Below are 20600 nucleotides of genomic sequence, written 5' to 3' on the forward strand. Positions count from 1 at the left end.
AGCCCATGGATCAAGTAAGAGCCTATTACACAGAAAATTTTATCAGAGTGTATCAAGCATATTCAGATGAAATTGCCGATTCCGCCTTAAAAAACAAAACTTTTGTTTCCCCGCCGTTTAACATGGCGCGTATGACCTGGATTAAACCATCATTTCTCTGGATGATGTATAGATCTCACTGGGGTACGAAAGATCCTGGTCAAAAAAGAATCCTAGCTATTGACATAGCTCGCACTGACTTTGATACTATTTTCGAAAAGTCGGTAATTAACAACCATGACAAAAATCACAATTTATCATCAAATAGCTGGAAAGAAGCAGTGAAAAAAAGTGATATTATCATTCAATGGGATCCAGAACGAGATATTTATTTAAACAAACTTAATTACCGGACAATTCAAATAGGTCTACGAAATGAAGCCGTCATAAATTATACTAATAAATGGATAAAAAACATCCATGATGTTACTAAATTAGCATCAAAAATACATTCACTTGTACTATCAGGTAATTTAGAAGAAGCAATGTTATTATTGCCAATAGAATCTGAATACCCCACTAACCATCAAAGGTAAAACATCCCCATTTACTTGGGAATATTTTAGTCCAAAAATAGAGAATCACATAATATTTATTTTATATTTTTTTATTACTTCAACTGCTTTATCTTTAATTTCCTGGATATCACATTCAGATAACCATTTCAATTTATTAATCGCATAAGGTGTTGCTATTTTAGCCAGCGCATATATACAATTCCATGACAAAGTATATATGCCGTCATCTCTGTCATCTGATAGATAATCAAATTCAGTTAAAGCGCATTTGGAAAGAGCATCGACAGTCTCATCTGTGGATGCTCCTATTAGAACTAAAGCTCGTACAATTTCATCATGTCTGTAATGAAAATCACATACCAGAAGCTTATCTAAAATGAGCTCATCAGCACCTGAAAAACCAAAGTGGAATCCTACATATAGAGATAATTCAACACATTGCGCATCCATAGAAACACAGGATTCAATCAATAATTTAGTTACAAACTCACTGACATTGTCACAACCGGATGGAAATTCGGCAAGAAAATCCTCATCAGACACTTTTCCCTCGTGGATTGGTTTATTATTAATAACCGAAAGAACTAATTTTTTCTGTCTACTATCCATCATGGTCTCACAACCTCATATGAGTCAATACCATCATTAAATACTTTCAAAGCATTCCCTCCCTCTTTTCCTAGTCCAATATTAATCTGTTCTCCCTCTCCTTTAAATCTTGCATAATTATATCCCCACCCTTTAGTCTTGGTGGGACTAGGCATATCAGGATACATTACCTCAGTTAACTTAGAACCATCTCTAATACCTATATTCTCAAGTGATTTTTGAGTTCCTGATTTCATATTAAATTTTACCAGAACACCATCATATGCTTCAGAAAACACTCTTGTTGGCGATATCGTCGTTTCGGTTGTTCCAGGCATACGCCCTGTACTTTGTAATGTGGCATAATTATCTTCTGACATAGTCCGATAGAATATCTCCGCCTCCGCTGAAGACGGACAGTCCATCAACCCCCACGGATCGCACCACCCCACCGGATCATGCACATACGACTGCGTGTTCAGCCCGCCGCCCAGTTTCAGCGGGTCCTGGCTTAAATATTGCCCCGTCCGTGAGTCCATGTAGCGGTGTAAATTATACCACAGCCCGCTCTCCTCGTCCTGCCACTGGCCCATAAAGCCCGCGTCACAGCTTTCACGCCCGTCAGGCGACGCGTCATTCGCCGCCGCCAGCCCCCACAGGCTTCGCTGCCGCCGCCACACCTTCCGCCCGTTCGCGCTGTACATCTCCTGCGGCGCGCCGTCCGGGCCGATGAGTATGGGATAAAAGTCGCTGGTGTCGTCGTTCGCCGCCCGCGCCTCCTTCGCCAGCAGCTCAAAACCGCCCCGGTAATGCCACTGCTCACGCAGCGCCGGGCTGCCGTCCGCGTAGCGCTTCTCACTCGCCGACAGCGCCATCCCCAGCCACTGGTAGCGCACCTCGCTGACGGTGTGGTGATTTTGTTTCCACGCCGCACGGATAATATTACGCTTCGCCGTTCTGCGTCCGAAAGCGTCGTAGCTGTACTGCCACACCTCACCGTCCGGCGTTCTCACCTCCCGCAGACGGTCGAAGTTATCCCAGCGGTAGCGCCATTCCTGCGGCCGGAAGCCCCGTTTCTGTTCGGTGCGTTTTATCACCCGCCCGCAGGCGTCGTATTCGTAGCGGCTGTCTCCTGCCTGCGTCACGCATTCGTTGCGGTAGTCATGCTGTGACAGAATGCCGTTTATCCGGCTTTCCGCGATTTGCTCGTTCACCGTGTAGCGGTAGCGCTCTTCCTGCGCCGGGCCGTCGGCGTTCAGCCGCAGCACGCTGGTTATCTGGTCGCGGTTGTCATAGCTGTAGCGTGCTTCCTGTTCGCTGCGCGTTTTCGACCACACCTCATGGCCCGTCAGGCGGCCCGATTTATCCCACGCGTAACGGTGTTCGCCCAGCGGTCGCCATGACGCCACGCTCTCATGGCTGCCTGTCAGTCGCTCCGCCCCCGCCCGCTGCCACGCCGTGCGGCCACAGGCATCATGGCCCTGCTCCTGGATGTAGACCGCGTGGTTCAGCGGCGTCTGCGCCAGCCAGCTTTCTTCATCCTCCGGGCGGTAGCGGCGGCTCCGTTCCTGCCCTGCCCGCGTATGACCAAACTCCATCCGGTGGCCGTTGCTGCGGTAAGCCGTTAATACGCCCGAGGCATCGTATTCCCGCTGCGTTTCGCCGTCCGCGGTTTTCGTTCCCGTCAGCCGTCCCGCTTCATCGTAGCGGTATTCCGTGCGCTGACCGTCCTGCACTTCCGCCACCAGCCGGTGCCGGTCATCCCATTCCAGCGTGATGCGGCTGGTCAGCGTATAATCCTTCTGCGTGGCGTCGCTGCACTCATATACCTCCGCGCTCACCATCCGGTCATAACGGTCCCAGCCGTAGCGCAGTTGCTGGTGCTCACCCGTGATGGTTGTCACCCGACCGAATTCATCCCGCGCATAGCGCCACACGCTGCCGTCCGGGCGCACTTTCTCCGCCAGCCTGCCCTGTTCATCCCGGCGGTAAACCGTCCGCCGTCCCGACCAGTCATCCTCCCCCGCCAGTTGCCCCGCCGCATCATAATGCAGCCGCCAGCGCTGGTTGCCGGAGCGGGTTAACTGTGTCAGCCTCGCCGCGCCGTCATAGTCGCAGACAATGCGCTGCCCGCCTGCGTCCTCCACCTCGCGCAGCAGGTCGAATGCCCCGTGGCGGTAGCGCGTGGTCTGGCCCATCGCGCCGGTATGGACGGCGATTTTTCCCTCGCCGTCGTAACGGAACGTCTCTGCGCCGCCGTCTGCCCGGATAACCGCGCTGACCTTCTCATGCGGGTTGCTCTCTCCCGGACGGTACTGCCAGTACGTGCTGCGCCCTTCCGCATCCGTAACGCCCGTCAGCCGCAGCCAGCGGTCTTCCGCATAATGCGTCGTCCGGCCTGCCGCATCGGTATGCGCCGTCAGGCTGCCCTGCGCGTTATAAGCCCACTGCTCGCGGCTGCCGTCCGGATAAATAACCTCCTTTATCTGGCCATCTTCGGTGTAACGGTACTGCCATTTCTGGTCATTCACTTCCCGGTGAACCAGGTTGCCTTCGCTGTTATAGCGGTATGCCGCCGTGGTGCGGTGGTCCCGGTAAGCCGTTATCTGCCCGAACGCATCCCGCTGCCATTCCCGCTTGCGCCCGTCGGCATCCGTTTCGCTCAGGATGCGTCCGGCATAATCGCGTTTAATCTGTGTGACACGCCCGCCCGGCTGCCGGATACTCACCGGATGGTCATATTCATCGCGCACCCATTCCGTGATGCGCCCCAGCGGGTCTCGCTGTTTTATCAGCAGCCATGTTTCATCAAACCACAGCGTGGTGACGGCCCCGGTTGCATCGGTGTACTCGGTTTTGCGCTCTGCCGGGAAGTAACGGAAGGTGTCGTTATACAGCCCCTCTTCGGTGCCCGTCGCCACCACCCGCCCTTCATCGTCGTAGCGCAGGTGGAAATGTGTCGGGCCGTTGTCGCGCCAGGAATTCAGCCAGCCCTGTTCGGTGTACGTGTAATGCAGCGTGCCGTTAAACCGCGTCTGCGCATCACGCAGCCACCACTCATCGCCGTGGTGAGTGTAGTCATAACGTACCAGCTCACTGCCGTCCGCCTCGTCGCTGACGCGGTAAATCAGTCCTTCCGGGCCACACATCACCCGCAGGCGCAGGCCGCCGCTGTGTTCGACGTTTGTCAGATGGCCCACACCGTTATAGAGAAAGCGGATTTCGTTGCGGTTACGGTCTTTGATAGCGGACAGACGCAGGCGGCGTGCGCCGGGGGAAACGGGTGTGAAGATATAGCCCTGCTGCGTATGCTCATCGAAGATGACGGCCCGCCTGCGGTTACCCGTCAGGCGGTAGTGCGGCACCAGCAGGTTGCGGCAGTTGTATGGCTCCTGCACCGTGGCATAGGCCGGACATAAACCCTCAACATCAAAATAGGTGACATTCTGCCCGTCGCTGTCAAATTCCAGGTACTGCGACCAGTTACACAGCCAGCGAGTGCCCAGAAAGCCGCTCACGGTGTGGCGGCCAGTGTAGGCGCGTTTCAGCGTTAACGGCAGGATATGGGGCCAGTGGAAATCAGTACGGTAGTCGAGGTATTCGCCGGTTCCCGCGTCCACCGGGTCGCTGAATCCCTGGCTGATACGCTCATTGGCTGCCCGGTTTAACTGTTTTGCGCCCCACAGAGCTGTCAGAACCTCTAAACCGGACACGATAGATTGTTCTGTAACAGACATATCCGCATTAATCGGCCCGTACTGCCCGGTAGTCTTATCCGCCGTGATGGTTTTACACCCGTCCTGAATCACTGCCGAACAGGTGATTTTATGCCCCTTACGTGCGAGCGGCAGACTGTTTACAGAAATGATTTTGCTGCCCTCAGCTATCTGCGGCAGCGGTTCGCCCGGATCGTCGCTGCAAATCACTGGATCGGTTACCCGTGCCACTGCTTTTCCTTCAAAAGTGACATTGGGCGAACCTTCATGAATTTCTCCGGTATCAGAGGCCCAGCGGGAACCAATGGCCATCGCGGCACCGCCGACAAATCCCCCCGCCAGCCCTCCAGCTCCGGCAGCAACAGTGGCAGCGAGTACCCCCAGCGCAGCCCCTCCCGTCGCAACGACTAGTGCACCAACCGCAATCCCTACAATAAGTCCGCCAATCAACCCACCAATTGCGCCCAGAAAGGAATTGTTATGAACAATATGATGTCCCACACACGCCGGTATATCTGTGGGGCCAGAAACTGCGTGATCTTTACCCCAGGTATCCATAAACCAGTCACCCGCTTTGGTACCCAGCCATCCTCCCAGCATCCCTCCCGCCATTCCGGCAACCAGAGGGCCGCCAAATCCAGCAACGGCTTTGGCTATTCCGGCTGCACAGGTTTTGGCCGCTGCTGCTGCCAGCCCTACCTTTGCCGTTGCCCCCACCATACTGACGACCGTGATTCCGACACTGGCAACATGCCCTGTGGTGGCGATGTTTTCTACTGTTTCGGCATTACTGTCCCGCTGGTCCAGTTCCGCCAGCTTTTCCTGCGCGCTTTTTTCCGTCATCCGTTCGTCCTTACCACTGCGTCCGCCGGGTTATTTGTCCTGCGGCATCCCAAAACGAAAATGCAACAATGTCCCCCGCATCGTTTTACGATCTTCCTCTGCCAGCGCCTGCGTTGAGGAATAGGTCAGCGTCAGCACCTGACGACCGTTAAGTATCACCAGCAGTAGCTGTTGTATCGTTATTCCGTTGTTGTTCCAGCTAAACTCCCAGTATTCCGCCGGACGCTCTTCCACATGGCAGGATTCTTCCACCGTGAATGTCATCGCCTTCAGCTCAGTACGGAATTTCTTCTTCTGTACCGCCAGATAATCACTGAACTCCGCCCCTTCCGGCAGAATTTCACGCGTGACCACCAGGTTTGCGCCTGCAATGTCGCTCAGCACCGGTGTCAGGATGTTCATCGTGTTATCCTGCCAGTTTCCGGGCAGGGAAAAATGTCCTTCATTAATAAGGTATTGCATGGAAATATGCCCTGTTATTTTGATTCCGGGTTAAGCGCCAGATGGGTGGGGCCATCCAGCTTTATGGTGCCGTTGGCATTCATGACAAGCGTACTTTGTCCCACCGTCAATGTAATCTGCGTGTTTGCTGTCAGGTGAATGGCTCCGGTGGTGGAGGTAATGGAAATATCCCCATGTACTGTTTCGGTACTGGTGCCCGTTGCCACTGTGACCGTCCGGTTGCCCGTCTTCACCGTCAGCGACTGCTTGCCTTCCGTGACCGTAATATCCCGATCGCCCTTAATGGTTTCAGTGTGTTTACCAAAAACATCTTCCGTGCGATCAATATGCACTTTTGTAATTTCGTTATGGATAATGGTTTTCGTCCGGTCAGCATTTACCGTATGCGTTTCATTATTCTTCACCGTGGTGTTGAGATCTTTTTCCGCGTGGAACTTCACTTCCTCCGCGCCCGTTTTATCATCAAAACGCAGCATGTTGCCGTTCGTTGGCCCGCCATATAGTGAGTGACTGAATATCCCGCTCTGTGTTGCCATTCCCGGCAGTCCCCACGGCGGCATGGTGTCCTGGTTGTAGGTACGCCCCACGATGATCGGCAGATCCGGATCGCCGTTTTTGAAATCCACCAGCACTTCCTGGCCGATACGCGGGATCTGGATCATCCCGAAGCCTTTGCCCGCCCATGGGTAGCTGACGCGTATCCAGCAGGAGCTGTTTTCATCCATTTTGCCGTAACGGTCCCAGCCAAACTGCACCTTTACCCGCCCGTACTGATCCGTCCAGATTTCCTGGCCCGACGGGCCGGTGACAATGGCGCTCTGCGGTCCTTTGGTGTGGGGTTTGCTGATGGTTCGCTGCGGGCGGTACACCTCGCGGGTGGGGTGCAGTTCAAAACTGGTGGAAAAGGTAAAGTGCTGGTCCTGCCCGCTGTGCTGCGCGTTGTCCTGCACAAACAGCAAGGTCTGCGCCAACAGATATTCCTGGTTGAGTTCTGCCGTAGGGTGATTCATCAGCGTGAAGGTATAGCCTGTCATGAGTGTGCGGATATTCCCTCCCCCCAGCACCCGACTGCCGGGGCTGCGCTGCGCTTCCATACGAATGCGCGTCAGCATCTCGCCTTCACTCTTGTCGAAGTAGTCTCCCGGCCACTCATAATGCTCGTAGGTGGCATGACCGGTTTCACGCGGGTTTGCCACCGTGTTTGCCAGCAATGAACGTGGCTTCGTAAAATCGAAATCATCCAGCACCCACTGGCCAGTCCGCAGACTCTCGTTTGCCGTGATAGTGTGGATAAACTCCTTGTCCAGCTTCAGCCCTTCCTGGTGCCACTCGACCAGCGGCGAGTCCGGACATGCTTTGTGGGCGCTGATGGCATCCGCCAGCACCAGCGTGTGGCTGTCCTCGCTGTGCTCAAACCACCAGTAGATGCCCCACTCCTGCATCAGTCGCTGAAGAAAATCAAAATCAGTTTCACCGTACTGCACCTGCCAGGTGCGTACCGGGTAGCTTTCCACCAGCCGCTTTTCCACCGGGTAGGGGTATTCCGCCAGAACCTCATCCAGAATATCCACCACGGTTTTATTCTGGAATGCTTTGTAGTCGCTGGTATGGGTCAACAGTTTTACCCACGGCTCCATACGCAGCTCATAGGTAACCGAACGCCCTTCATGACCGACTACCCGCGCCGCCGTGACCAGCCCGCTGATATGCCGTTTACCGTCACCATCCAGTTCGATGTTGACGCACAGATCTTTGCCCACCATCGGTTTGAGCGGCAGGTTGGCCGCCGGGGAGACATAGCCCAGATTCAGGGTGTCGGGCGTTTTTAGCTGTACCACATAAGTAAACAAGGCTCCCAGTGTTTCCGAGCCATTAAGGCTGGCAAACAACAACATCTGCGGCGGCACGGCACTGCCGCTTACCGTAACGTTATGCACTCCCGGTCCGGAGATAAGGGATGACATTACGTCCTGTGCGGCACCAGCTATATCCGATATCCCTGCCGCCACAGCGGCGGCCTGCGCCGCTGCCACCGCGGCTTTTACCAGTCCTGATGGTTCCGGCAACTCGCCAAACAACAATTCCACTGCCTGTTCTGCCATTTGTTCGGCTGCGTCAGTAACGCTGGCTACGGCGGCACCTGAACTAACACCGTTATTTTCTCCGACAATTGGCGGCGTAGTGATAGCTGGCCCATCGCTCCCGACAGTTTTATTACCCGTGGATACAAAACTCATAATGGATCCTTCTGAAGAATGTAGTCATCTGCTAATAACAAATTTCTTTTTCAAGCTGAACACTATTTTCTGTATAGTTAACTGAAAGATAAAACGATGATGACTGATTTATCGAACAACGACTCTCCCATACAATTTCATTCTTATTGAGAATGCGCTTATGTAATTTATACCCCAGTTCTGAGAGATATCTTTTCAAAGGCTCCACATCTGTCCCCCCACTAAATACTATGGAGTTTGAAAGTGGATAACCATCACCTGGATGGTATTCAAAATAATATTTCTCAGATACTTTAGGACTATTTAATATGTCAGGATCAGTAAGCATGTGGTATTTTAAAAAATCATTTTCCGTATAAACTCCACCATCATTCATTCCTGATGAAATCATATATATAAAAATACAAGCGATAAAAAGCATAGAAAATACGGCAAGGATAAACCATAAAAAAAGACGTCTGAAAATTCTCATCCCTTGCATGTTTATATACATCCTATATGGGTAAAAAAGAAAATGATGTTCCATCATTAGTTATGATTCTTATCTTACCCGATGTAAAATCACTCCACGGTTGGATCCATGTCATAAAATGTGGCAAATTTACCTTATAAGGTTTATGTTTGACACAGGGATCCTTCGGATCAGGAAACAGAATGGGTCGAAACCCATCATTTTTAAAACTGCCAACAGGTCCGTAAAAATCCCAGCGACTAACCGCATCATTATAACTGACGGGACGAACCAAACTACTGTATTTCCCCGGGATCATAAAACGATAAAAACCAAAAAGATCTGAAACCAAATCTTCACCACTAAATCCACTATCTGTATGCCATGAAAATGCTTTCAAGCTTTGATACGCCTCAAACTTCAATGCTGTATTCATCATCATCGCCAGCATGATGCTATTAATTTCATCCTGAGTACGTCCTCTTTGGATTTCCCAGCGAGTGAATTTTCCTGTCCCCATTTCCTGCCTCAGTGTTTTACTTCTGATTCGCATATTCTGTTTATATATCACTGAGTAATATTTATTACCGGAGCTTTCACCCGCATCAAATTGCTGTTTTAGCAAGGAAATATCGTCACCACCGGCATGTCCCATATCAAGCCAACCCAACACTTCGGTATATACAATGCCAAATTTGAGTTCATCAAACTTCTGATTACCTTTAATTTCTTCACGTTTACTCATATAAAATCCTTTACCTGTTTTCATCCACCAGCCGCAGTGCATCCACATACCGCCCTTCACTGTTCTGCTGCCAGAACCAGCCTTGCCCTGGCAGGTAACGTATGCCCGGTAGATCCAACTATCCCGCTATTCATCTGTACAGCCCAGCCCCCGGCGCTGTACCACTTCACTGGCAAATGTCGCGCCAGTTTTTTTCATTATTTCTTGTTGTATTTTTTGCAACTGCGGAAATATAATTCTCTCACATTTATTTATTTCCCATATATCACCAGTTTGAGAACTTACTGAAAACAGCCCCCAATAATCTATTGCTCCGACAGTCGGTGTATCATAGCCAAGGCTAAAATCATAATATCCCGGATGGGGAGGATTTCCGTGTTTATCCTGCAAATCACCGTCAACAAAAACGCCATCCAGCGATAAATCATATTTTTGATATTTAAGTGCAATAATGAGTAGTTTTTCTGCCTGTGCTTTCGTCATTCCACCGCGATTTATATCTGACAAATTAAATTCAGATACAACCACTTGGGCATAACAGAACTCAGATATAAAGAGAAAAAAAACAAGCATTATTTTACGGGGCATGCTATTCTCCGTCCGACCATAATAATTATTCCAGCAGTTATCCTGGCGTAATTATCCGTACCACCAGTAATATGAGATCCTGAATTAAACCCAGCAGCTACCAGAGCTTCAGAGAAGGCCAGAGCATCTTTTTTCCCCCGAACAGCGTCACCATACTTGACAGCAAAAGATCGCGCACAAACTGAAAACGAAGAAAAAATAGCCACCCAAGTTTTGTTACTATCCTTTGGATGAACCCGACCTGACTGAAATGATGCAGGAGCCTGGAGAGAAAAGTAATTATTATATTCCCTGGCAATACGACCTGTACCATATTGACTTTCGGCAGCAGCAAGACCCAGTATATTCTCTACCGGTACGTCAAGCTCTTTTGCAATTATCTCACAAACCTTCATGTGCTCCTGGACAAATCTTACCGCACCCACGTTATTACACGCTTTATCATAAGCACCCATTTCTTCATTCCTTAGCAGGTGTTTTTAAAACCACCATGTTCATTATTTCTCCACCAGTCGCAGCGCATCCACATACCGCCCTTCACTGTTCTGCTGCCAGAACCAGCCTTGCCCCGGTGTTGCCTGCCCCAGCGTCTTACCCGGCCAGCCCGGCCACGGCAGATAACGCACGCCCGGCAGTTCTACTACCGGTGCTTCATCCGGCAGCCCGGTCAGTTCCCGGCTGCGCTGCGATGTTCGTCGTAACCCGCGCAGCCACTGCGCCCACCACGGCCCCGGCTGCCACATCGCCCATAGCTGGTCCACCTGCTCCGTCAGCCGCCCGCGCCGCATCGTGTCCAGCGTGATATGCTGCGCCGCCAGCCTCGCCAGCCAGTACAGCCAGCCCTGCGTCTCCTGCAAACTCTCGTCCAGCCACTCCCGACCGCAGCGCTGGTAAATCACCAGCGGCCACGGGCGTCCCACGCTATCCCGTGACGCCATCAGCACTCCGGTCAGCCAGTCAGTCGTCCCACCCATCGGCAAAAATCCCGGCGACATCACAAAGCTCCACGGCAGCGGATGGTGTTCCGGCGCGGGCATATCATGTTCGCCACGCGGCGACAGGTGCATCCAGCCGTCACGCTCTTCATCGGTCGTCTGGCCTTCCGGCAACACGATATGCCGCCCGCTGCCCACCCACGTCTGGCGGTTCAGCCAGTCCTGCCATATTCGTCCCTCTTCAGCGCCCACCCGCCAGCGCACATAGTCGCGCTGGTCCGGCAGCCTGCCGAACATCGCCGGGGCTGATACCACCGCTGGCCGGCGCATTACAGCGCCCTCGCCGGGCAACTGAAGTTCTGCAACAGCTCCCGGCTGACCGGGTTAAAATCCCGCCCGGCGGTGATTTCCAGCACCACCCGGCGACCGTCAAAATCATATTCCACCAGTTGACGCCCCCGCACCGCCGTTTCCTGTACCATTCCGGCGTCCAGCAGATGAAACAGCGCCCACGGCCCGCCGGTCAGTAGCGTTGAGGTGTCCTGGCGAATACGCGGGCTGGCGGTGATTTCCGCCATCGAGCCGTTGCGCGGTCCCGGCCACGTCACTTTCAGGGGCCGGTCCGGACCATGGGCGTAGCGCAGCACCTGACCGTCGATATCAATCACCAGTTCCGTGATGGCCGGGTCCATATCCACCACGCTAATCTGCATCGACCAGGAAAATTTTTTCCCGCCCTCGCTGTTAAAAAACACGCTGCGGATCTGCTTCGCCTGCTGAAACGGCGTTAAATCCGGCCCCTGCAACGTCATGTTGCCTTCGGTCGGTTTGTAGCGCCACGGATCGCTGGCGGTGTCCGCCAGCGGAGCCAGTTGTTTGCTCCAGAAAGCATCCAGTACGCCGCCGCTGGCGAAGATGCGGTTAAAGTCCTCGGCGCTGACCTCCTGCGGACTGTCGGCGAACGGATAGCGCCCGTCGATGGCGTCACGGCAGTCGTCGCCCATCATCGCCTCCATCTGGGTGTTCAGCACGTCGCCGGTCCCGGCGTTGATTTTGCGCGTTCCCTGCTTCGTCAGATCCAGCAGGATGTTTTTCAGCGGCGCAGGCAGTTTCGCCGCCTCCAGTTGCAACTTGTCTGCGGCAGTAATGCGCGCTGGCAACGTCCCCGCCGCCAGCGCGCTATCAGCAATGGTCAGTTGGGTGTAATACTCGTTGAGCATGGTCAGCAGCGAAGCGATCTGCATCGTCCCACCGCCGCTCTGTCCGCCGTCCGTCCGCCCGGCAATGACCTCGCGCAGCGCGGCGAAACGGTCATCCACCAGCGTTTTTTCCAGCCGTTCTTCCGGGTGAATATCCTGGAACAGTTTTGCCGTCTGTACCACTTTCCCCGCGTTACCGGACGCGCGCTGCGCCAGCTGTTTCTGTCTGGCCTGCGGGTCCGGCGGCGGCACCAGCGTGGTCTGCTCCACCACCGCTTTTCCCAGCCGCATCAGCGGTGAGTCCGGCGATGCCAGGGTGCGCAGCACCTGTAAATCATAGGCCAGGCCGGAACTGCCCTCTTCCCCGGCACTGTTGATACTATGGATACTGTCCAGAAAATCCTGCCAGCGGCGGGCATATTCTGTCAGGTACAAACGGCGGACTTCGCGGGCGACAGACTGCTCCTGCCCCGGTATCTGGCTGCGCAGGCTGTCAGTCAGCTTTTTTGGCGTACTCTCCCGGCCCATCACCCAGCCATCGTTCGCCGTCGCCGCCGCCACAAATTCCGGTAATCGTTTGTCGAACAGCTCCCGGTAACCTTCACGGGTAAAAATACCCGGCACGCCCCGATCCAGCGGCGCGCCGTTGCTACGCACAAACACCGTTCCCGCATCCGCGCCCACAGCGCGTACCAGCGTGAACTCCTGCGGCGCTTCGCTCTCCATTGCCGCCAGCGCCCGCGCATAGATACGCTCGGTACTGGTGTGACCGTCGAGGAATGCCCGCGCCTGGCGGATCAGCGCCTCATCTTTCTCATACGGTGAATGCACCACCCGGCTGCCGTCAAACAGCGCTTCGATATGCGTCAGCACGGCGGCGCGCCCGCCGAACCCGGCCACGCTGTCGCTGTTCCCCAGATCGTTAATCACCCACGACTGGATCTCCGCCGCGTTGTATTTATCTTCGTGATCTTTATCCAGATTCAGTAGCAGATAGATGCGCAGGGCATCGTAGGCCGCTTTACTGTCCTGACGGGCAATGGCGTCCGCCAGCACATACTCCATCCGTTTCACCAGCGGCGGCAGCAGCAGTTGATCCAGCAGGCGGTTGTACAGCGACGCCACGCTGTCGGTTACCGGCGGTACGCTGTACAGGCCGTAGCGCCAGGTCAGCGGCGGCGCGTCCGGGTCCAGTTCCGGCCAGGCGGACAGTTCCCTTGCGCTGTCCAGCAGTGCCGGGACGGGAGCCATCGCCGGTTTACCGGTGTAGGCTTTCACATCACCGTCCAGCCGGGCCGCGCGGGCGCTGATTTCATTCATATAGTCGCCGTTGGTCTGCTGGCTGGTCTGCATCCCCTGCCACAACAGGAATGCCAGCACCAGTACCAGCAGGTGCCCGCCGAGGCGCAGCAGGCGGTAACGCCAGGCCCACTGGAGGTTTGGCTCCACCAGGTGCGCTTCACGGAAAATAAACTGTGTTAGCAGATCATGCAGAAAGTAGCTGCGGTTGCCGTCCGGCAGAGCGTGCGGGAGAGAGGCGGAGGATTCGCCACGGGCGGTTTTTATCGCCCGGACAAAGCGCTGCCAGATACTCAACTGGTCGGCCACGGCGTCGGCCTGCGCCTGCGCGGCGCTGGTGAAAAACACCCCGCGCAGCGTGTTATTCAGTTGCGTGGCATCGAATTTTGAATCGAGGAAGATCTGTTCAATAGCCTCCAGCAACGGCTCGCCGAGGGCGGCGAACTCACGCGGGAAGGTATACAGCCGCTGGCGGCTTTTAAGGTCGTACTCTTCCTGTAACCGGGTATCCAGTCCCTGATCCAACCGCAGCGTCAGGCGCGCCAGCTCCTGCGCGCAGGCGGCGTGCAGCGCCTGCGCGCAGGCGGCGTGCAGCGCCTGCGGGTCGCCCGCTTTTCGCCTGCGGCTGTACGGCAACGTGAAGCCCCAGATTTGTGCGCGAAGATGGCTGGTCAGCGTGCGAAAATACTCGCTGAACCCCGGCAACAAATCCATTTTGGTGACCACCAGATAGACCGGAAAGCGAATCCCCAGGGTCTCGCGCAGTTCTGCCAGTCGCGCCCGCAGAGCGGCGCAGGCCGCCAGGCGTTCCGCCGGTGACTGTGCGGTTAAATCCGCCACGTTTAGCGTCAGGATCACGCCGTTAAGCGGCGCGCCGGGGCGATGTTTACGCAGCAGACCGAGAAAGCCCTGCCACTCTCCGGCGTTACGCTGCGCGGCGCTCGCTTCACCACCGTCATCGTGGCGGGCGTAGCGTCCGGCGGTATCAATCAACACCGCTTCGTTGGTAAACCACCAGTCGCAGTGTAGCGTGCCGCCACCCGGCACTGTCAGGATACGCGAGGTCTGCTCCATTTGCTCCGCCAGCGGGAACTGCAATCCGGTGTTCAGCAGGGCCGTGGTTTTGCCATCGCCGGGACTGCCGACCACCATGAACCACGGCAGCTCATACAGAAAGCGTTTTCCCTCGAAGATTTTACGCCAGCCAGGCATATCCACCCGCAACTGCCGCAGCTGCCGGATGGCCTGCGTGACAATATGGTTGACGGTGCGCAGGTCGGCTTTGATCTCGCCTGCCACCGGTACCTCTTCCCCGCGCGGATGCAGGAAGCGACGCAGCAGTTGTTCATCCATACGCAGCGCACGCCACAGCCGGTACAGGCCGTACAGCGCGTACATCAGCAGGATGAAACCAATCAGGGTCAGGCGGACCCACAGCGGCGCAAACGGATGGACATCGCCCAGGGCCAGCAGCGGTGTGACGAAGCCAATCGCCAGGCACAGGACACTGATGCCGATGATACTCATCGACCAGTTGACCAGCCACAGTACCAGCAGCATCAGCAACAGGGCAATGGTCACTACCCGGCTACCCACGGAGGCCAGCGGGCGCAGGGTATCAAATGACACCAGCGGCCCGACAAACCAGACCAGCAGCGCCAGAACCAGAACGCCCACAACTGCCAGCGCGCGCCGGGAAAAAAGCAGACTAAGAAATTTTTGCATTATATTTCGACTCGCCACCCAATAATCAATATTTTAAAATTCCCTGAATAAAGTAATATAACCATTAAATCTTACAGAACACTCATCAGCGTTCATGAAGCTGGATGCAATGAAAATATCTTTTTCTTTATCTTTGTTAATATAGGTATATTTTGCCACGATAGATTTAACCTGATTTTCATAGTAACTATCGAAATAGGATTTTTTATCTAATATTGCCACTTTATTTTTGGCCTTATCTTTTTCATAATCCATCCTGGCCAGAGATTCTGCATAGACCTTAGATACAGGCGAGATATCAAGAATCTCTACCTTTGTTTTATCCTTTATAATAGTAGCGACATCTATATTCAGGTCATTTTTTATGGCATCAAATAATGATGACTCCATTGATGCTCCAACCGTAGCACACCCATAATCGTGCGCATAAGAAATGGCAGGAATACCCACCAACAGACAGACCATTATCTTAAACATATCAATCCCTTACTACCAAGACTTTACCACCAAGACTTTATCTGAACTGGCAGCGATAACATTATCACAGGGTATACCTGTCACATTTCAGGCTACATGTGCGCTGGCTTTACTCTCTTACCCCAGTCACGAACCAATGTATGCTCCCGGGGATTTATTTCCTTGCCGCCTTGATGCAACTTGAATGATTTTATATCTTACAGGGGTACTCTATTAATTTATTTATGATAAGCTCAGCCGCGCGAGAATTAAGTTCTTTATGTGTCTTATTTTTAAGAAAAACATAGACAATTTCATTTAATGTTAGCGTCTTAAATAAATCGTATCCACACCATAGTTTTTTCTCTGTCGCATCCTCCACGCCAAGCAGATAGATACCCGCCCTGAGTTTATCCAGTTGATTACCAGATACCCAAAATTTAAAAAAGTCATTACCTGAAAGATTAAGCGCATCCGGCGTCAGGGATAACACAGGAGATGACCGGGAAGCAATTTTTACGGAGGGTTCAGTCCCCTGACAGGGGAAATTTTTAACTAATGCTTCCTCTATCAGCACCGAAGCTCTTGCATCAGGCTTTTTCACAGAGTACCGATCAAGCCAGGCCAGCACAGTATGGTTTATTGTTATACTGTCAACCTGACCATATCCACACCACGTCTTACCTTCTGTGGCATCCGCTACCCCCAACACATACATCAGTGTATTATCTTTTTCCTGTAAGTTATCACTGGCATAAAATCCCAGAAAATCCCGTATACTGAGGTTGACATTATCGGGGGAAATGAATCCTGCGTTAATCAGGGACCCGGCAAAAACGCCACCGGGTAATAAACAATATAAAATGATCAAAAAAACACGAACAGATCGTTTTATGTGATATGTCGCTGAGATCCGATAATAATCCCCCGTCACGCCACATACTGCCGAATGATGAGACACATCATAGGTTGATTTTTTCATCATTCATTCACTCCACTACCAGAATTTCCACCCGACGGTTTTTCGCCCGCCCGGCTTTACTGCCGTTATCCGCCACCGGCACCGTATCGCCCTTGCCGACGATATGTACCCGTCCGGCAGGTACGCCGCCGGAGGTCAGCAACGCCGCAACTTCCGCCGCCCGTTTTTCCGACAGCACCAGGTTGGATGGGAATTCAGCCGAATGAATGGGCTGGCTGTCAGTGTGACCCGTTACAGTGACTGCGCCGCCCACGCGGGCGATTTCCCGCGCCGCTTTGTTAATCACTGGCCGGATTGCGTCACTCACCGTTTTTTGTCCCGGTACAAACATGGCGTCGCCACGGAAGACCACCCTACTGTGCTGGTCATCTTCGTCCACGGTCAGCAGGCCACGGGCGATTTCGTTTGCCAGCAGGATTTTCAGCCGCAGCTTATGAACCGGCACGGGCGGCGGCGGCAGTATTATACCAATCGCATCAATATGCTGTTGTACGGTGACGGTCTGCACATCCATCCGGTGGCTGTAAAGGCCAAACAGCGTCAGCATCGCCAACAGGGCTATCCCGGCGCTCAGCCAGACCGGCACCCGGCGCATCCGCCGCAGTCGTCCGCTTATCGCCCCCTGAAAGTCAGGCGAGAGCGCGGGCATAACCGGATCGCGACGCTGTGAAAGCTGTGTCAGCAGTTGCTGGCGAATATTGTCCAGTTGCTTACGCCCGTCTGGCTGCACGCTGTAGCGGCCTTCAAATCCCAACCCCAGCAGGTGGTAGATAACCTCCAGTACGTTGCCATGCTCCTGGAAGCTGGCTGCCAGACGCCCGATGATCTGGAAAAGTTTTATCCCGCCTTCGCTTTCACCATGAAATGTTACCAGCAGGCTTTTTCCGGCCCAGACGCCGCGCCGTCCCCAGGTTGTGTTATTGGCGGCTTCATCAAGCGCCGTACACAGGCAGTAACGTACCGCCAGTACGTGCTCGCGCCGCAGGTTCGCCTGATCGCATAATGTCTGGTACAGATGCATCTCGCGTACCAACAGATTACGGTAAGGCTCTACCAGGGCCGCATCCAGTTTAGCGGGCATGGCTGCGAGAGCGCACAATAAAGGCCGGGCAGCGGCGAGCAACGGGTTAGCCGCCGCGCTGATTTCAGCCAGCCGGAGTTTGCTGTCCGGACCGTCTTCAACGATGACATTGAGTTCCGTGCGCTGGCTGGTGTGTACCGGCGTTTCATATTCACTGTCCTTATGCTCCGGCGTGGTGGACAAAAAGGACATCATGTCCGCCGCTGGCGGCGTCAGGGTACTGTCTGTCATTTATCGCGCACTCCCCACAGTTCTGTCTCCAGCCCCGGAAATTCCCCGGCGGTATGCATGGCCATCCCGCCGTAACGGGCAATGTGTTCCCACAATGCTCCCTCGCGGCGGATGTCGTAATAGATGTATCCGGCCTGAAACGGGATTTGGCGCGGTGGTACAGGCAGAACCTGCAAAGCCAGCCCCGGCAGATGCGAGCGGATCAGTTCCGGCAGGCGATCGGATGGCCCGATTTTGGTCTGGGCGGCAAAATGTTGCAGTAGCACATCGGTCGGCATTGAAGCCTTTATCGCCAGTACCAGCGTGCTGAAATCGGCAAGATCGGAAGGGGCCACCACCGCATTCAGGATGCCGTAAGTCCCCTCTTTCAGCTCGATGCGCTGCGCGCCCCGGATCAGTACCGCATTCAGCAGGAACTGCACCTCATCAACCAGCGATTTCAGTCCGGCATAGGGCGTCAGGTGTTTGTACTCTTTGTATTCAGCGGGCCGTCGCGTTTGTGGACGCACATAGGTGGAGAGTTCCCCGGCCAGTTCGGACAGGTAGCGATATAACACTTCCGGGGCCAGCGGCGTTTTCGCCAGGTGGGTCAACAGCGGCTCAAAGCGATTGAGAATTTGCAGCAGCAGGTAATCGGAGACCTCCGCTGCTTCATGGCCGTGGTTGTCGCTGCCGGTCAGCCGTTCCGCCAGCGAATCGGCCCGCATCCGGATGAGATCGTTGATCCACGACAGCCAGGTACACATCAGTGAACTGGCCTGATAATTAATGATGGGCGGGATCAGGTCGTGGTCGATATCTATCCGCCCGTCAGGGTTCAACCCGGTGATGCGGGTCAATGGCAGGCCAATCCAGGCGCCCGTCACCGCCTTTTCCGGCAGCAGCCGCAGGCGCAGATGACTGAGTTGTAATAACTGCGCGCCACGTCCCAGCGAGTTGGCGTCGCGGATGTCGTGTTCATGTACCGAGAAACGCGCCAGTGATTCCGGGTTATTGTCAAACGTAGTTTCTTCGCTGTTCGGCGCGCGTACCGGTACCGCCAGACAAATCTGCTGGTTCAGGTGCTCCGGCAGGATGGTCAGTGGCGGCGGCAGCGGGGTGTGGTCCGGTGCGTTAAACGGCGTGCCGTCAGGAAAAATCCCTGATGCCTCTTTCAGTATCAGTTTACCGATGTTCAGCGCTTCTCCATCAATATTGTAGTGGCTGAATCCCCAGAAAAAGGGGGTCAGCGGCAGGCTGCGGTAATGCATGACGTGTTCCAGATAACGCTCTTGCTGCTGAAACATCTGCGGCAGTAAAAATTGTCCTTCACTCCAGACTACGCGGTCATTCCAGCTCATAATTCATTTATCCCGTTCCGTAATTACAATGGCGCTTTGTTCCAGTTCCGCCTCCAACTGCACTTTTCCTTTCCCCGGTATGAGGCTGCTGTACCAGGCTTTTTCCGGGGCTTCCGGGATTTTATAGGTTACCCGCCAGACCGATTTGGCCAGGTTACGGTATCCGGCCAGTACGCCGATTGCCGTGGTCTGCGCATTCAGCGGGCGACGCAGTTTTTTCTCTTCGCCGGGACGCAAAATAAAGCTGTCGCGACGCACTAAATCGTCGGTAAGGACGGATTTGTCGTTGTCATGGAGCGACCAGTAATCAGCTGTCGTGAAAGCGGCGTCATTTTTTAGTTCATACACACGTATCTCAATGGGCGCGGCCTTCTTCTGATTGTCAGGATTCACCTTATCGGAGGCTTTCACGCTCAGGTCGAGTCGCTGTGATTCGAGGTCAGGTAACGCATCGCTACTGCCGCATCCGGAAAGCAGGAGCAGTACAAAAGGCATAGCTACCGCACATAACCGCCGAGTGGGGTTACGCCATTTATTCACTGTAAATTCCTTTAAAATCAAAACAATAAATCCTGCCAGATATAAATCTGGCCGGAAAAACAACCGTTAAATTTCTTTGTTGGCCTTGAAGTCGTAGCCTGCGGTAATGGTGCCGCCGCTGCCACCCTGCTGGTTCTGCACCACGTATTCCTGCTTCACGGTGCTGAAGGAGAGTTCAATTGATTCGCGAGACGCAATTTCCCCTCCCTGGCTTCCGCTGGGCGATACCATTGCAATAATCAGATCTGTGAAAGTGTACTTGAGGTACTCCAGCGGATTGCCGCCAGCCTTACGCATAACCAGAATGGCCTGCGGAATGTGCTTACCGGAAGAGCAGTATTTGAACAGGTTCGGCTGGCGCGATCGATGTAATGTTCAAATGAAAGATTAGTGACGGAGACCTTACCGGAACCGAGACCGCTACCGGCGTGCATGGTGGATTCCTGATGAATATTCCAGCGCCAGCTCAGTACTTCAATTTCATTTTTGTGTTTGTCATCCATTGACTCGCCGTCAATGCCGTCAATTTTCAGAAAAATGTCATAAGACATATCTACTATCCTTTTAACTACCTAAATTAAGCCCTGATTTATCTGCTTTATTAGGTGAACAGATTAACTATTCC

Annotated in this window: 16 protein-coding genes and 2 pseudogenes; 1 reads left to right on the forward strand and 17 read right to left on the reverse strand. The window is 53.8% G+C overall.

The window, feature by feature from the left end; translation table 11 throughout:
• Window positions 1-5: 5 nt before the first annotated feature.
• On the forward strand, window positions 6-575 hold the full coding sequence (locus K8W53_RS17635) for a DUF4291 domain-containing protein (RefSeq protein WP_052939574.1): 570 nt from the start codon (window positions 6-8) through the stop codon (window positions 573-575).
• A 45-nt stretch (window positions 576-620) separates the two neighbouring features.
• On the opposite strand, the gene K8W53_RS17640 is transcribed toward K8W53_RS17635, so the two are convergent.
• From K8W53_RS17640 to K8W53_RS17720, 17 genes and pseudogenes are all read right to left on the reverse strand, one after another.
• A complete protein-coding gene (locus tag K8W53_RS17640; RefSeq protein WP_023236940.1) occupies window positions 621-1169 on the reverse strand; it encodes a hypothetical protein in 549 nt (182 codons plus the stop codon).
• Window positions 1166-5704: an RHS repeat-associated core domain-containing protein gene (locus K8W53_RS17645; protein ID WP_223163370.1), complete on the reverse strand. Its 4539-nt coding sequence runs from the start codon at window positions 5702-5704 to the stop codon at window positions 1166-1168. The genes K8W53_RS17640 and K8W53_RS17645 overlap by 4 nt, the downstream gene beginning before the upstream one ends.
• Before the next feature lie 30 nt (window positions 5705-5734).
• Window positions 5735-6166 (reverse strand): DcrB-related protein, encoded by a 432-nt coding sequence (locus tag K8W53_RS17650; protein ID WP_001199685.1) that lies wholly within the window; start codon window positions 6164-6166, stop codon window positions 5735-5737.
• Between the two features lie 14 nt (window positions 6167-6180).
• Window positions 6181-8403: a type VI secretion system Vgr family protein gene (locus K8W53_RS17655; protein ID WP_052939575.1), complete on the reverse strand. Its 2223-nt coding sequence runs from the start codon at window positions 8401-8403 to the stop codon at window positions 6181-6183.
• Window positions 8404-8434: 31 nt separating this feature from the next.
• Complete coding sequence (locus K8W53_RS17660) at window positions 8435-8884, reverse strand: hypothetical protein (RefSeq protein WP_223152164.1); 450 nt, start codon at window positions 8882-8884, stop codon at window positions 8435-8437.
• Between the two features lie 13 nt (window positions 8885-8897).
• The gene (locus tag K8W53_RS17665) at window positions 8898-9599 is read right to left on the reverse strand and encodes a hypothetical protein (RefSeq protein WP_023181852.1); all 702 of its coding nucleotides are present in this window, start codon (window positions 9597-9599) and stop codon (window positions 8898-8900) included.
• A gap of 10 nt (window positions 9600-9609) precedes the next feature.
• Window positions 9610-9717: pseudogene (locus K8W53_RS17670) on the reverse strand (cytoplasmic protein); the annotation flags it as partial.
• An 8-nt stretch (window positions 9718-9725) separates the two neighbouring features.
• Window positions 9726-10187 (reverse strand): hypothetical protein, encoded by a 462-nt coding sequence (locus K8W53_RS17675; protein WP_023240609.1) that lies wholly within the window; start codon window positions 10185-10187, stop codon window positions 9726-9728.
• A complete protein-coding gene (locus tag K8W53_RS17680; RefSeq protein WP_000501517.1) occupies window positions 10172-10642 on the reverse strand; it encodes a glucosaminidase domain-containing protein in 471 nt (156 codons plus the stop codon). The genes K8W53_RS17675 and K8W53_RS17680 overlap by 16 nt, the downstream gene beginning before the upstream one ends.
• A 42-nt stretch (window positions 10643-10684) precedes the next feature.
• Entirely contained in the window at window positions 10685-11452 is a 768-nt protein-coding gene (locus tag K8W53_RS17685) for a TagF domain-containing protein (protein WP_001254120.1), read from the reverse strand.
• Window positions 11452-15345: a Type VI secretion protein IcmF gene (gene icmF / locus K8W53_RS17690; RefSeq protein ID WP_058654875.1), complete on the reverse strand. Its 3894-nt coding sequence runs from the start codon at window positions 15343-15345 to the stop codon at window positions 11452-11454. The genes K8W53_RS17685 and icmF overlap by 1 nt, the downstream gene beginning before the upstream one ends.
• A 33-nt stretch (window positions 15346-15378) precedes the next feature.
• Window positions 15379-15810, reverse strand: coding sequence for a Shiga-like toxin A subunit SciR (gene sciR, locus K8W53_RS17695; RefSeq protein WP_077905250.1), 432 nt, complete (start codon window positions 15808-15810; stop codon window positions 15379-15381).
• Window positions 15811-16012: 202 nt separating this feature from the next.
• On the reverse strand, window positions 16013-16786 hold the full coding sequence (locus K8W53_RS17700) for a Rap1a/Tai family immunity protein (RefSeq protein ID WP_224435198.1): 774 nt from the start codon (window positions 16784-16786) through the stop codon (window positions 16013-16015).
• 4 nt (window positions 16787-16790) lie between these two features.
• Window positions 16791-18095, reverse strand: coding sequence for a type VI secretion system protein TssL, long form (tssL, locus tag K8W53_RS17705; protein WP_023224021.1), 1305 nt, complete (start codon window positions 18093-18095; stop codon window positions 16791-16793).
• Window positions 18092-19435 carry a type VI secretion system baseplate subunit TssK gene (gene tssK, locus K8W53_RS17710; RefSeq protein ID WP_000118732.1) on the reverse strand — a complete coding sequence of 448 codons (1344 nt, stop codon included), beginning with the start codon at window positions 19433-19435 and terminating at the stop codon, window positions 18092-18094. Before tssK ends, tssL begins: the two co-directional genes overlap by 4 nt.
• Window positions 19436-19438: 3 nt before the next feature.
• Window positions 19439-19975, reverse strand: a complete 537-nt coding sequence (gene tssJ / locus K8W53_RS17715; RefSeq protein WP_023202967.1) for a type VI secretion system lipoprotein TssJ — start codon at window positions 19973-19975, stop codon at window positions 19439-19441.
• 66 nt (window positions 19976-20041) lie between these two features.
• Window positions 20042-20526 (reverse strand): annotated as a pseudogene (locus tag K8W53_RS17720) (Hcp family type VI secretion system effector).
• Between the last annotated feature and the right edge of the window lie 74 nt (window positions 20527-20600).

This window comes from Salmonella sp. A29-2 (genome assembly GCF_020150755.1).
In the GTDB taxonomy this organism is placed as follows: domain Bacteria; phylum Pseudomonadota; class Gammaproteobacteria; order Enterobacterales; family Enterobacteriaceae; genus Salmonella; species Salmonella enterica.